Annotated in this window: 11 protein-coding genes; 4 read left to right on the top strand and 7 right to left on the bottom strand. The window is 71.9% G+C overall.

Going from position 1 to position 13,229, the window contains the following annotated elements:
- Window positions 1–15 precede the first annotated feature (15 nt).
- Window positions 16–1,893 carry a cellulose synthase catalytic subunit gene (locus tag OHA98_RS33040; RefSeq protein WP_266931225.1) on the bottom strand — a complete coding sequence of 626 codons (1,878 nt, stop codon included), beginning with the start codon at window positions 1,891–1,893 and terminating at the stop codon, window positions 16–18.
- A gap of 453 nt (window positions 1,894–2,346) precedes the next feature.
- On the opposite strand from OHA98_RS33040, the gene OHA98_RS33035 reads away from it, so the two are divergent.
- Window positions 2,347–3,126, top strand: a complete 780-nt coding sequence (locus OHA98_RS33035; protein WP_266931223.1) for a phosphatase — start codon at window positions 2,347–2,349, stop codon at window positions 3,124–3,126.
- 42 nt (window positions 3,127–3,168) lie between these two features.
- Here OHA98_RS33035 and OHA98_RS33030 read toward each other — a convergent pair whose 3' ends face one another.
- From OHA98_RS33030 to OHA98_RS33015, 4 genes are all read right to left on the bottom strand, one after another.
- Window positions 3,169–4,194 carry an LCP family protein gene (locus OHA98_RS33030; RefSeq protein WP_266931222.1) on the bottom strand — a complete coding sequence of 342 codons (1,026 nt, stop codon included), beginning with the start codon at window positions 4,192–4,194 and terminating at the stop codon, window positions 3,169–3,171.
- 300 nt (window positions 4,195–4,494) lie between these two features.
- Window positions 4,495–5,460: a cation diffusion facilitator family transporter gene (locus tag OHA98_RS33025; RefSeq protein ID WP_266931220.1), complete on the bottom strand. Its 966-nt coding sequence runs from the start codon at window positions 5,458–5,460 to the stop codon at window positions 4,495–4,497.
- 38 nt (window positions 5,461–5,498) lie between these two features.
- Complete coding sequence (locus OHA98_RS33020; protein ID WP_266931218.1) at window positions 5,499–6,374, bottom strand: acyl-CoA thioesterase II; 876 nt, start codon at window positions 6,372–6,374, stop codon at window positions 5,499–5,501.
- An 18-nt stretch (window positions 6,375–6,392) separates the two neighbouring features.
- A complete protein-coding gene (locus OHA98_RS33015; protein ID WP_266931216.1) occupies window positions 6,393–7,550 on the bottom strand; it encodes an acyl-CoA dehydrogenase family protein in 1,158 nt (385 codons plus the stop codon).
- Window positions 7,551–7,776: 226 nt separating this feature from the next.
- On the opposite strand from OHA98_RS33015, the gene OHA98_RS33010 reads away from it, so the two are divergent.
- Window positions 7,777–8,118, top strand: coding sequence for a DUF5713 family protein (locus OHA98_RS33010; RefSeq protein WP_266931214.1), 342 nt, complete (start codon window positions 7,777–7,779; stop codon window positions 8,116–8,118).
- Window positions 8,119–8,211: 93 nt separating this feature from the next.
- Here OHA98_RS33010 and OHA98_RS33005 read toward each other — a convergent pair whose 3' ends face one another.
- On the bottom strand, window positions 8,212–9,717 hold the full coding sequence (locus OHA98_RS33005) for a PucR family transcriptional regulator (protein ID WP_266931212.1): 1,506 nt from the start codon (window positions 9,715–9,717) through the stop codon (window positions 8,212–8,214).
- 267 nt (window positions 9,718–9,984) lie between these two features.
- Between OHA98_RS33005 and speB the strand changes: the two genes are divergently transcribed.
- Entirely contained in the window at window positions 9,985–10,962 is a 978-nt protein-coding gene (gene speB / locus OHA98_RS33000; RefSeq protein ID WP_266931210.1) for an agmatinase, read from the top strand.
- The gene (locus OHA98_RS32995) at window positions 10,959–12,641 is read left to right on the top strand and encodes a thiamine pyrophosphate-binding protein (RefSeq protein ID WP_266931208.1); all 1,683 of its coding nucleotides are present in this window, start codon (window positions 10,959–10,961) and stop codon (window positions 12,639–12,641) included. Before speB ends, OHA98_RS32995 begins: the two co-directional genes overlap by 4 nt.
- Before the next feature lie 60 nt (window positions 12,642–12,701).
- Here OHA98_RS32995 and OHA98_RS32990 read toward each other — a convergent pair whose 3' ends face one another.
- Entirely contained in the window at window positions 12,702–13,067 is a 366-nt protein-coding gene (locus OHA98_RS32990; RefSeq protein ID WP_266931206.1) for a hypothetical protein, read from the bottom strand.
- Between the last annotated feature and the right edge of the window lie 162 nt (window positions 13,068–13,229).

Below are 13,229 nucleotides of genomic sequence, written 5' to 3'. Positions count from 1 at the left end.
GCCTTTCACGTCAGCTCAACTCAGCCAGGGGAGCATCGGGTTGACGAGCCCGGAAGCGAGCAGGCCGGTCAGGAGAAGGACGGCGGTGGCGGCGAGGGTCTCGGGCCAGCGCCGGGGGAGCATGCCGGTCGGGACGCGGAGCCGGGTGACGACGGGGCTCGCGGACCGGCCGGGGCTCGCGGACCGGCCGGGGACCCGGCCCGGGTTCCGGCCTGTGTTCCGGACCGGGTTCCGGCTGGCGTTCCGGCCTGCGGACAGTCGGGCGTCACGGCGGATGTCACGGCGTGCGTCATGGCGCGCGGACTGTTGTACGTCACGGCGTGCGGACCGTCGTGCGTTCCTGCGGGCCGCCCGGTCCGTGGCCTTCGCCGGCGTACGCAGCTCGGCCAGCAGGTCCCGGATCAGCGGCACATTGATCTGGCACTGCACCAGGAGGTACAGCCCCAGGCCCCAGTTGGGCTCCCAGCCGTTGCGGGCGACGGCCAGCGCGAGTCCGGCCGCGGCGGCTCCGTTGGACACGACGAGCCAGCCCAGCGAGACGCCCACCACCCGGCGGGCCATCCCGCCCCGGGTGCCGGTGCCGCGTGCGCCGGTGGGTACCCAGGCGGCGCTGCGGCCCCGCAGGGTGTGCAGGAACGCGGTCGCGGCGGCGACGCTCGTGAGGACGTTGGCGCGGATCACCTCCACACGCCAGCGGGTACGGCTGACGCGCGGCAGCAGCACATGCCAGAGCCAGAGCGGCGCGAGGAGCGGAAGCACGTGCCAGGGGCGGATGTGGTCCGGGTACAGGAACATCATGACCAGCGGCGGCAGCGGTGCCGCGAAGGTGTTCACCGCGGTGGCCAGGTAGCCGACGATGCCCTCGTAGAAGCACAGCCGCATCCGCCAGGGCGCCCGCATCCGCCGCAGCACGGGTGTCCCGAGCAGATGCAGGTTCCCCATCGCCCAGCGGTACTGCTGGTTGACGAAGGCGGTGACATGGTCCGGGGAGGTGCCCTTGGCCACCAGTACCGGCACGTACTGGGTGCGGAACCCCCGTTCGTACAGGGCGAGTCCGGTGTACAGGTCCTCGCTGTGGTCGAGCGGGGCGAAGCCGCCCGCCAGGTCGATCGCGCTGCGCCGGTAGACGGCGTTGCTGCCGCAGCAGATGGCGGCGTCGCTCGCGTCGCGCGACGGCTGGATCCAGCGGAAGAACCACTCCTGCGCCGATCCGGCGGCCCGCTGGATCCAGTCCATGCCCTCGTCGGTGTCGAAGCACTGCGGGCTCTGCACGATGCCGACAGCGGGATCGGCCAGATACGGGACGAGGTGGCGCAGGAAGTCCGGCCGGGGTGCGAAGTCGGCGTCCAGGATCGCGATGAACTCCGAACCGCTGAGGGTGAGCGCGTGGTTGAGGTTGCCCGCCTTCTTCAGGTGCCCCCGGTCGGGCCGGACGACATAGGTGTAGCCGTGCTCGGCGGCGAGCGCGGCGACCTCGGGCCGGTCGGCGTCGTCCAGCACCCAGACGGTCAGTGCCCCGGGCCAGTCCACGGCGGCGACGGCGCGGTAGGCGTTGGCGAGGACGGGCAGCGGCTCCCCGCAGGTCGGCAGATAGAGATCGACTCCGGGCAGCTCGGCGGGCTGCCAGGCGCGCACGAGTACGTCGTGCGACTGCCGGGTCAGCCGGCGCTGGCGAAGGCTGTTCAGTGAGGAGAGGACGAGGGCCACGACATTCAGGCCGAGGACCGCGAGGAACGCCCACAGGGCGGGTGTCCGGAGCGCGAAGGTGAACATCGTCGCCGCCGTGAACACGAAGGCGAGTGAACTGCTGACCAGGACCCAACGGCGCTGTGGGCCGAAGTACCAGTAGAGCTCGTCGTCGGAAGGTGGTTGCGGAAGGTGACACACGCTCATAAAGCCCCCCACGGCTGCGTATGTAGCGGTTTCAGGTGGCCCACCCTAGTAGCAAAGGTATAGACCACTTGCCCGTCACGGGGGGAACAGGCGGAATTGGACACGGGATTGGCGTGACTCAGGTGGTCCAGACCTCTGTGCGGATCCATTCGAGACGCCGGGCCCGTCCGGGCCACGAAGCGGCAGGTCACGCGGGGGTGAACAGCACGGGAAGACTTCCGCCGGGCGGGGGCGCCGGGCCGCACGAGGGGCTGACGCCGGGGTCGGCGAGGGGGACGGGGCGCGGCGGGCGACGGGTGCGACGCGGGGCCGGCGAGCGGGCGATGGCCGACCGGCGGCGTGGGCACGGGGAGGGGCGCCGGGTGTACGACGGGGCACGAAGGGCGTTCCCCCGCGCCGCCCGGTGAGCAGGACACCCGGCGCGATGCGCACACAGGGCGGCACAATGGGTGCATGCCGATACCCAGCCGCGCCGCCCTCGTCGACCACCTCGTCCGTACGCGTATCGCAGGTGATGTCGCCACACCCCGCGACAACAACCTCTCCCACTACCGCAAGCTCGCCAACGGCGACCGTCACTACTGGCTGGGCCTGGAGCTCGGCGACCGCTGGGCCGATGAGCAGGACGTGCTCGCCGTCATGGCCGAGCGGTGCGGAGTGAACGACGACCCCGCACACCGGGTGGGCCAGGACACCATCGATCCGGAGCTGACGGTCGACGGCCTGGAGCGGATGGCGGCGCGGCTGCGCAAGGCGGCTGCGGGCTCCGAGCGCGTCCTGTTCGCCACCGGCCACCCCGGCGGTCTGCTGGACGTGCACCGGCAGACGGCGGACGCCCTGCGCCGGGCGGGCTGCGAGATCGTCCGGATTCCGTCAGGGCTGATGGCGGACGAGGGCATGGTCTTCCAGTTCGCGGACGTCGCCGTACTGGAGCGCGGGGCGACCCTGTGGCACACGCACTCGCCGGCCCCGATGGCGGCCATCCTGGACGCCATGGAGCAGCAGGGCCGGCCGCTGCCCGACCTGGTCGTCGCCGACCACGGCTGGGCGGGCTGCGCGGGGCAGCGCGGGCTCGACTCGATCGGTTACGCGGACTGCAACGACCCGGCCCTGTTCCTCGGTGAGTCCGAGGGCACCCTCCAGGTCACCGTCCCCCTGGACGACCACGTCACCGACCCGCGCTTCTACGACCCGATGACGGACTACCTCCTGGACGCGGCCGGGCTGCTCTGACCGGGGCGGGGGAGCCCGGCGGCCCACGGGCGCCCGCCCGGGTCAGCCGCAGCCGATGCGCGAGCCCTTGACGGGCACGAACTCACCCTGGCGTGCGGTGGTGGCGCCCGGCCGGGAGGGGAGCGCCGCCTTCGCCTCGGACAGCGGCCGGTCCTTCCGCATGGTCGCGAACACGGCGTCCGCCTTCTCCTCGTCCCAGTCGATCGTCGATCCGACGCCCTCGATGTCGGGGTGGAAGCCCTTGACGGGTACGGAGGCGAATTCGAGCGACGAGAGCGTGATGCCGCGCATGTCCCGGGCCAGGGAGACCAGGTCGGGCAGAGTGACATTCCTTTCCGTGCGGGGGCCGGAGAGCAGCACGTCGGTGAGTTTCGCGAGCCGGGCAGGGCTGCGCATTGTTCCGTCGGCCCGGAGTTTCTTGATGAACGAGACGACGAACCGCTGCTGCCGCTGCATACGGCCGAAGTCGGCGGAACCGTCGACCTTGCGTGAGCGGGCGAACCGGAGCGATTCGCCGCCGTTGAGCCGGTGGGTGCCGGGGGAGAGGCCGAGTCCGGTCACGGGGTCCTTCAGCGGGCGCGCGGTACAGATGTCGACCCCGCCGATGGCGTCGACGGCTTTCATGAAGCGGGAGAAGTCGACGGCGAGGAAGCGGTCGATCGTCACGCCGGTCATCTTCTCGACGGTACGCATCGAGAGTCCGGCGCCGCCCTCGGCGTACGCCCCGTTGATCTTCACCGGGTGCGTTCCGTGCCGCTCACCCGTGCGCCGGTCCTGGTGCGCGGGGAGCTGGGCGAAGGAGTCGCGCGGGATGCTGACGACGGAGGCCCTTTTCCGGTTCTGCGCGATATGGACCAGCATCATGGTGTCCGTGCAGTCGCAGGCGACGCCGCCCAGGCGGAATTTCTTCTTTTCCCGCGGGGTGATCGTGTCCCGGCCGTCCGTGCCGACGAGCAGGATATTCAGGCCGCGCCCTTTGTTGTCGAGGTTGTTCGACGACGGAATGGCGTCCGCTGTCCGAATGACGCCCAGGGCGAGCAGAGGCGTCAGCACCGCGGCGGCGACCACGGGCCTGCGGCGAATGATTCTCCGCTTCGGACCGGCGGACGGGAAAGGCGGTGTCGGGGGGTGAAAGGGCACCATGAGCGCTACTCTCCGGAATGGTTTTCCTGAAAGGTCATCCTGTCCCGGAAACCGTATGATTTTCCGCGTGCGCGGAATGCCGCACCATTCCGCGCATTGCCCTGTGACAGCCCATGATGCACGCGATTGGGCGTGAGGGGACGCGTGGGGGCGCGTTGGGACGCGACGGAGGCGACGGAGGCGACGGAGGCGACGGAGGCGACGGAGGCGACGGAGGGTGACGCCTCACCCGGTTCCGCGCGCCCGGCGCGCAGCCCGCTGTCCGGGCCCCGGCGTCGGATCGAGATAGACGCGGTGGATGGACGGAAAGCGTTCCCGCAACTGCGCCTCCGCCTCCTCGCAGGCCCACTCGACCTGCTCGGCGCCGGCCATGTCCCGGAAGTCGATCTTCGCGGCGATCAGGATCTCGTCCGGCCCCTGGATCAGCGTGGTCAGCTCCAGTACGTCCACGATGTGCGGGACCGAGAGCAGTTCCTCGCGGACCCCCGCCCGCATCGCCTTCGGCAGCGGACGGCCGATCAGCAGCTGGGCGTTGGACCGGCCGAGCACCCAGGCCACGTACACGAGCAGCACGCCGATCAGGACGGAGGCGATGCCGTCCCAGACGCCGGACCCGGAGAGCTGCCCGCCGAGCAGCCCGCCCGCGGCCAGCAGCAGACCGATCAGGGCCGCCGAGTCTTCCATCACGACGGCCTTGACCGCGGTGTCGGGGGTGTGGCGGAGGTAGTACGCGTCCGGGACGCGCAGCCTCGACGCCTCGCGCCGCACCTGCTTGACGCCGGTGCGCAGGGAGTAGCCCTCCAGCACGAAGGCGACGCCGAGCACGATGTACGAGATGAGCGGATCGCCGAGATCCTCGCCCTCGACGAGGGTGTGGACGCCGTCGTACACGGAGAAGACGGCGCCGCCGACGAACGTCGCGATGGAGGCGAGCATCGCCCAGATGTAGCGCTCGGGGCCGTAGCCGAGGGGATGGTCCTCGTCGGCCGGCTTCCCGCTCCGCCGGAGCGCGGTGAGGAGCATGACCTCGGTGACGGTGTCGGCCACCGAGTGCGCGGCCTCGGAGAGCATCGCGCTCGATCCGCTGATCAGCCCCGCGACGGCCTTCGCCACGGCGATGCCGAGATTGGCGACCGCCGCCACGACGACCGTGAACGCGGACTCCCCACCACCGGACTTCTCGTCGCTCATGGTGGGGAGTATGTCCGAATCGACGGACTTCGGCCTGTTCAGTCCCGGGGGACCCGGACCACGCCCTCCTGGATGACGGTGATCGCCAGCTGCCCGTCCTGCGTGTAGATCCGGGCCTGGCCCAGACCGCGCCCGCCGGACGCCGAGGGCGACTCCTGGTCGTACAGCAGCCATTCGTCGGCCCGGAAGGGACGGTGGAACCACATCGCGTGGTCCAGGCTGGCGCCCACCACGTCCCCGACCGCCCAGCCGCCGCGCCCGTGGGCGAGCAGCACCGAGTCGAGGAGCGTCATGTCGGAGACGTACGTGGCCATGCAGACGTGCAGCAGCGGATCGTCCGCGAGCTTGCCGTTGGTCCTGAACCACACCTGGGAGCGGGGATCGCGGGGTTCACCGACCGTCCCGAACGGCGGGGCGTCCACGTACCGCAGGTCGACGGCGGCCCGCGCCTCGATCAGCCGGTCCACGACCCCGGGGTCGCTGAACCGGTCCGCGTACCGGGGCAGCATCTCGGCGGCCGTGGGCAGCGTCTCCGGATCCGGCGCGGCCGGCATGCCGGCCTGGTGCTCCAGCCCGTCCTCGTACGTCTGGAAGGACGCGGAGAGGTGGAAGACCGGCTGGCCGTGCTGGACGGCGACGACCCGGCGGGTGGTGAAGGACTTCCCGTCGCGGATCCGGTCGACGCTGTACACGATCGGCGCGCCCGGATCCCCCGCGCGGAGGAAGTACGCGTGCAGGGAGTGGGCTCCCCGGTCGGCCGGGACGGTACGGCCCGCGGCGACCAGCGCCTGGGCCGCGACCTGGCCGCCGAAGACACGGGGCACGACCGCGCTGCGGCTCAGGCCCCGGAAGATGTCCCGCTCGATCTGCTCCAGGTCGAGCAGATCGAGCAGGGAGTCGAGTGGTGCGCTCATGAAAGGAACGTGGCCGCTCTACAGACCCATGGACTTGGCGATGATCGACTTCATGACCTCGCTGGTGCCGCCGTAGATCCGGTTGACCCGGTTGTCCGCGTACAGGCGGGCGATCGGGTACTCGTTCATGTAGCCGTAGCCGCCGTGGAGCTGGAGGCAGCGGTCGATGACACGGTGCGCCACCTCGGTGCAGAACAGCTTCGCGGACGCGGCCTCGGCGGGGGTCAGCTCGCCCGCGTCGAGGGCCTCCAGCGCGCGGTCGGCGACGGCCTGGGCGGCGTCGACCTCGGCCTGGCAGGCGGCCAGCTCGAACTTGGTGTTCTGGAACGAGGCGACCGTCTTGCCGAAGACCGTACGGTCCTGGACATAGGCCTGGGCGAACCGGACGGCGGCAGCGGCCTGCGCGTACGCGCCGAAGGCGATGCCCCAGCGCTCGGAGGCCAGGTTGGTGCCGAGGTAGCCGAAGCCCTTGTTCTCCTCGCCGAGCAGGTCCTCGGCCGGGACCTTGACATCGACGAACGCCAGCTCGGCGGTGTCGGAGGTGCGCAGGCCGAGCTTGTCGAGCTTGCGGCCGACCGAGTAGCCCTCGGACGTGGTGTCGACGGCGAAGAGGGAGATGCCGAAGCGGCGGTCGTCCTCGCGCGGGGCGGAGGTGCGGGCGCAGACGATCACGCGGTCGGCGTGCACCCCACCGGTGATGAACGTCTTGGCGCCGTTGAGGACGTAGTGCGTGCCGTCCTCGGAGAGCTTGGCGGTGGTCTTCATGCCCGCGACGTCGGAGCCGGTGCCGGGCTCGGTCATCGCGAGCGCCCACATCTCCTCACCGGTGGCGAACTTCGGCAGCCAGCGCTTCTTCTGGTCGTCGGTGGCGAGCATCTTGATGTACGGCAGGCCGAGTAGCGTGTGCACGCCGGAGCCGCCGAAGGAGACACCCGCGCGGGAGGTCTCCTCGTAGATGACGGCCTCGTACTTGTGCGACTCGATGCCCGCGCCGCCGTACTCCTCGTCGACCTCGATGCCGAAGACGCCCAGCTCACCGAGCTTGTGGTAGAACTCGCGCGGCACCTGGCCGGCGGCGAACCACTCGTCGTAGACCGGCGCGACCTCGGCCTTGATGAAGGCGCGGATGGTCTCCCGGAACGCCTCGTGGTCCTCGTTGAATACCGTACGGCGCACGGGGTGCCTCCTTGTGAGCTGTCAGCTTCGGCTTCGTCAGCAGGGCTAAGCGCTTGCTCAGCCATTCCTACTGAAGTTACCCGGCAGTCAAGGTGCCTGTCCAGGGTGATGCTCGGCACGCGCACACCCCGGCCCGGCGGTGTTGTCAGTGGCGTGGTGCAGGATCGGGGAGTCGGATCTTTCGGCTTTCGGCCTTCGGGCCTTCGGACGGGCAAGGGGGGTCGCCATGGCGATCACGAACGAGCGGGTGGCCGAGTACACGTTCCTGCTCCCGCTGTACGAGGACGATTACTACCCGGACCACGTGCTCGACAAGGGCAAGGCGATCCTGTTCCGCCTGTGCGAGCGGATCGAGGCCGAAAACCCCGCGGACCTGGCGGCGTTGTACGCGCTGACCGAGGTCGCGACCGAGGCGTTCAACGACCTGGAGGCGGAGTTCGACGCGGCGGGCAGCGAGATCGAGACCGTGGCCCGCGAGGAGATAGGCGAGGCGTTCTGGTTCATCGCGACGGCGTACGGCTTCGAGGACGCGGACGGCGAGGAGCTGATCGCGGCCCGGGAGTGGTGAGGGGTGGGACTGCGGGGCGGGGCTGATCCGGACTGCGGGGGCGAAGCCGTACTCACCCGGCGCGGCCGCCACCGCGCCCTTCGTGGCCCGGTCTCACGTCCGGCGCAGCGCGAACCACAACTCCGTCCGTACGTCCATGTCGTTCAGGTCCATGTCCAGCAACTCCGCGCACCGACCGACGCGTTGGCGGACGGTGTTGCGGTGGACGGAGAGGGCCACCGCCGTGCGGTCCCAGTTGCCGTGCAGGGACAGCCAGCAGCGCAGGGTGTCGGCCAGGGGTGCGGTGAGCGGGGCGAGGAGGGCGCGGGCGTGGGCGGCGGCGCGGTCCGGGGGGATCAGGGCGGCGAGGCCGGAGGCGGGGGAGCCGACCTCCAGCGGGGTGCGGGTCGCCTCGGCGTGGCCCAGGGCGCGGGCCGCCCGGGTGTCGGCGGCGTCGAGGTCCCCGACGGGCACCGGGGACGACGCGCCGAGTGTCCAGCCCGGCTGCGGGGTGAGCGGGGCGGGGCCGGTGAGCACGATCCGTACCGCGTCGCCACCCCTGCCCGCGTCGACCAGGGCGGAGCCGAGGGAGGCGCCGAGGGCCCCGGCGGTGAGCGGGCCGGCGGTGGAGCCGTCCGTGCGGCGGGCGTGCACCACGGTCCAGGGGCCCTCGCCGCCCAGCAGCGGGGTCACCTCCTGCGGAGCCGCGCCCAGCAGCATCCGTACGAGCGCGGCCGAACGGCCCGCCGCGTCGGCGCCCTGGTGCGGGGCGGCCAGCAGGGAGAGCAGGACGACCGCGATACCGGCCACCGTGTGGTCACCCGTCCCGCGCCGCCGGGTCGCCAGGGCCAGCACCAGGCCCTGACCGCCTCCCAGCGCGTACGCGGACAACTGCGCCTCGCCGCACGTGTCCGTCGCCGACGCGGGAGCCGGTGACACGGGAGCCGGAGGCGTGGGAGCCATGGGCGCGGAAGCCGGTGACGCGGGGGAGGGCGGTTCGCCCGGGGTCACCACCCTCGCCAGCCGCCTCAGCGCCTCCCGCACCTCCGGTGCCGGGCGGCTGCCCGCCCCGTGCAGTTCCTCGCCCCCCGCCGTCAGCAGCGCCGCCCGGCCCCCGAGCTGCGCGGCGAGCTGCCGCAGTACCGCGGGCACCGGGTCGGGGCGGGCCGCCGCCGTCGCCAGGGCCTGCTGCGCGCGGGTCACCCGGCGCAGCTCGCGGTGGCGCGCCTCGGACATCAGCCGCCACACCGCCCGCGCGATGGCGGTGAAGGGCGTCTCGGGCGGCACCTCGATCAGCGGCAGGCCGTGCCGCTCGCACGCCTCGACCAGCGCCCGCGGCACCGTCTCGTGCACCGGCCGCACCCCGAAGCCCAGCGCCGCCGCCCCCGCCTCCACCAGCCGGGCGACAAAGCGGTCCGGGTCCGTGAGCAGCACCCCGGCACTCAGCAGCAGCTCACCGCCGAGCAGATACGGGTACGGGTCGGCCATCTCCGAGGTGTGCACCCACAGCAGGTCCGCGTGGACCGGCCCCGCGATCCGGCGCAGCCCGAGCTCCTCCCTCGCCAGGAGCGCGGCCAGCGGGATCGGCGGGGTGGGCGGCCCGGCGGGCAGGTCCGGCATGGATGATCCATCCAGTCAGCGTGTCAAGAATGGATGAAACGTACACTTCAGCACCACTGCCCGGCCACCTACCGTCTTCACCACACACGAACCACATACGAACCCCCGAATCCGTTGTGCGAGACGGCCCCGCGCACCCCGGCCCCGCGTACCCCCGCATCCAGGCCCCGCGCACCCCGGCCCCCGCACCCGGAACCACCCCGCACACTGAATACCGTACGAACGCCCACAAAGCGCGTATCACCCGAAGGAAAGGCACCCCGACCCATGAGCAGCAACGCAGCGCCGCGCGGCCCCGTCGACTCCTCCCGCGTCCCGCGGTACGCCGGACCCGCGACGTTCGCCCGGCTGCCCCGCCTCGACGAGGTCGGCGCCGCCGATGTCGCCGTCGTCGGCGTGCCCTTCGACAGCGGGGTCTCCTACCGGCCCGGCGCCCGCTTCGGCGGCAACGCGATCCGTGAGGCGTCCCGGCTCCTGCGCCCGTACAACCCGGCCCAGGACGCCTCGCCGTTCGCCCTCGCCCAGGTCGCCGACGCGGGTGACATCGCGGCCAACCCGTTCAACATCAACGAGGCCGTCGAGACGGTCGAGGCCGCCGCCGACGATCTGCTCGGCACCGGCGCCCGGCTGATGACGCTCGGCGGCGACCACACCATCGCGCTGCCCCTGCTGCGGTCCGTCGCCAAGAAGCACGGCCCGGTCGCGCTGCTCCACTTCGACGCCCACCTGGACACCTGGGACACCTACTTCGGTGCCGAGTACACCCACGGCACCCCGTTCCGGCGGGCCGTCGAGGAAGGCATCCTCGACACCTCGGCCCTCTCCCACGTCGGCACCCGCGGCCCGCTGTACGGCAAGCAGGACCTCACCGACGACGAGAAGATGGGCTTCGGCATCGTCACCTCGGCCGATGTCATGCGGCGCGGCGTCGACGAGATCGCCGACCAGCTGCGCCAGCGCATCGGGGACCGGCCGCTCTACATCTCCATCGACATCGACGTCCTGGACCCGGCGCACGCCCCCGGCACCGGCACCCCCGAGGCCGGCGGCCTCACCTCCCGCGAACTGCTGGAGATCCTGCGCGGGCTCGCCTCCTGCCACCTGGTCTCCGCCGACCTGGTCGAGGTCGCGCCCGCGTACGACCACGCCGAGATCACCTCCGTCGCCGCCTCCCACACCGCGTACGAACTGACGACGATCATGTCCCGGCAGATCGCGGCGGCGAAGGGGAAGCAGGCCAAGTGAGCCACGACCACGACGACCGGCCGCGGCTCACACCCGCCCAGGCCGAGGCCGCCCTCAGCCCCCCGCCGGGACGCAATGGCGGCGACCTCGTGGTCGAATCCCTCCAGGGGCTCGGCGCGACCACCGTCTTCGGGCTGCCCGGCCAGCACGCGCTCGGCATGTTCGACGCGCTGCGCCGCTCCTCCCTCTCGTACGTCGGCCTGCGCGTCGAGAACAACGCGGGCTTCGCCGCCGACGCCTACGGCCGGATCACCGGGGAAGTGGCGCCCCTGCTGCTCTCCACCGGACCCGGCGCGCTCACCTCGCTCGCCGCCCTCCAGGAGGCGGCCGCCGCGTCCGCCCCGGTGCTCGCGATCTCCAGCCAGATCCCGACGGCCGGTCTGGGTGGCGGCCGGCACGGCTATCTGCACGAACTCCGCGATCAGCAGGCGTCGTTCCGCGACATCGTGAAGTCCGTGCACACCGTCCGTTCGGCCTCGCAGATCCCGTCCGCGATCGCCGCCGCCTGGGAGTCCGCGCTGACCGCCCCGCACGGCCCGGTCTGGGTGGAGATCCCGCAGGACGTGCTGCTGGCCGGGACCGTGCTGCCGGTCGTCAGCGCGATGGACGCCACCCCTCGCGAGGTCCACCCGCGCCCCGAACTGACCGTGGCCGCCGCCCACCTCCTGTCGAACGCCGAGCGTCCGGCGATCATCGCGGGCGGCGGAGTCGTACGCTCCGACGCGAGCGGCAAGCTGCGCGCGCTCGCCGAGCGGATCAACGCCCCGGTCGTCACCACGTTCGGCGGCAAGGGCGCGTTCCCGTGGGAGCACCCGCTCTCGCTGCGCTCCTGGCTGGAGGACCGGCACACGACGGACTTCCTGGAGTCCGCCGACGTCCTGCTCGTCGTCGGCTCCGGACTCGGTGAACTGTCCTCGAACTACCACACGTTCAGCCCGCGCGGCCGGGTCATCCAGATCGAGGCCGATGCCGGGAAGCTGGAGTCCAACCATCCCGCTCTCGGTATCCACTCCGACGCCCGCGAGGCGCTCGCCGACCTCCTCGAAGCGGTGACGGAGCGCCCGGACGAGGACGCGGCCGGGCGAGTGCGTACGGTGCTGGAGAAGGTACGGGCCCGGATCGACGCCCAGGACCTCACCCTGGAGCAGGGGGTCCTCGCCTCCGTGCGCGAGGCCCTGCCCGACACGGCCCCCAGCTTCTGGGACATGACGATCCTGGCCTACTGGGCCTGGTCCGCGTTCGACGCCCGCCACCCCAACACCATGCACTCGGCCCAGGGTGCCGGCGGCCTCGGCTACGGCTTCCCGGCGGCCATCGGCGCGGCGGCGGCCGACCCCACGCGGCCGGTGCTCGCGGTCTCCGGCGACGGCGGCGCGATGTACTCCCTCGCCGAACTGGCCACGGCCCGCCAGTACGGCCTGCCCGTCACCTGGCTGATCGTCGACGACGGCGGCTACGGCATCCTGCGCGAGTACATGACGGGAGCCTTCGGCGAGGCCACCGCGACGGACCTGGCCCGCCCGGACTTCGTCGCCCTGGCCGAGTCCTTCGGCGTCCCCGCCGTCCGTACGACGCCGGAGTCCCTGGCCACCGACCTGGCGAAGGCCCTGGCCGCCCCGGGCCCGTCGGTCGTCGTGCTTCCGGCCCTGCTGCGGATGTTCGAGCCGACGCACCTGTAGCCGGGCGGGACCGCTGTCCCGGGTCGGCGGAGACCCCGGGCAGCGGGACGGCAGCGCTCGTCACAGGGACTTGAGCGCCTTCTCGATCTCGGCCGCCTGCTGGTCCCGTCCCTCCCCGAACCGTTCCCGCTTCTCGTCCGTCCGCAGGTCACCCGGTAGCTCCTTCGCCTCGGGAAGCAGGTCGGGGAGCATCCGGAAGACGGCCGCCGCCGCCGGGCCGTTCCCCCGGTTCCTCGCGTCGAGCAGATACCTGCCGGCCTTCTCCAGATGCTCGGTCAGATGCTTCCGGGGCTCCGTGGCGATCTGCTGGGCCGGGCCGGGGCTCCCCAGCGAGTGATGCGCGCCCGTGCTGAGCTTCTGCAACTCGGCGAGCGCGGCGTACAGCCTGCCGCAGCGGTGCGCCTCGGTGAGCTGGTCGGTGGTCATGGGTCTCTCCGCCCTGGGATCTGTCCGTTCCGTGCCGGCCCGTGCGATTCCGGCCGTCCTCCACTACGCCGTCCCCCACTACCCGGCCCGCCCCGTTCCGGAACGCCGCACGGTGCCACGTACAACTATTCGGCCGGTCGGCAGTCGTCTGTTCTGGGTGTG

It is taken from the genome of Streptomyces sp. NBC_00654 (assembly GCF_026341775.1).
In the GTDB taxonomy this organism is placed as follows: domain Bacteria; phylum Actinomycetota; class Actinomycetes; order Streptomycetales; family Streptomycetaceae; genus Streptomyces.
Note: the sequence above shows the minus strand (reverse complement) of the source record. Positions and strands in the feature narration are given on the sequence as shown.

What these genes read in the sequence shown, in the direction of transcription:
- OHA98_RS33040 (WP_266931225.1), bottom strand. Translation starts at nt 1,893, where the DNA reads ATGAGCGTGTGTCACCTTCCGCAACCACCTTCCGACGACGAGCTCTAC.
- OHA98_RS33035 (WP_266931223.1), top strand. Translation starts at nt 2,347, where the DNA reads ATGCCGATACCCAGCCGCGCCGCCCTCGTCGACCACCTCGTCCGTACG.
- OHA98_RS33025 (WP_266931220.1), bottom strand. Translation starts at nt 5,460, where the DNA reads ATGAGCGACGAGAAGTCCGGTGGTGGGGAGTCCGCGTTCACGGTCGTC.
- OHA98_RS33020 (WP_266931218.1), bottom strand. Translation starts at nt 6,374, where the DNA reads ATGAGCGCACCACTCGACTCCCTGCTCGATCTGCTCGACCTGGAGCAG.
- OHA98_RS33010 (WP_266931214.1), top strand. Translation starts at nt 7,777, where the DNA reads ATGGCGATCACGAACGAGCGGGTGGCCGAGTACACGTTCCTGCTCCCG.
- OHA98_RS33005 (WP_266931212.1), bottom strand. Translation starts at nt 9,717, where the DNA reads ATGCCGGACCTGCCCGCCGGGCCGCCCACCCCGCCGATCCCGCTGGCC.
- speB (WP_266931210.1), top strand. Translation starts at nt 9,985, where the DNA reads ATGAGCAGCAACGCAGCGCCGCGCGGCCCCGTCGACTCCTCCCGCGTC.
- OHA98_RS32990 (WP_266931206.1), bottom strand. Translation starts at nt 13,067, where the DNA reads ATGACCACCGACCAGCTCACCGAGGCGCACCGCTGCGGCAGGCTGTAC.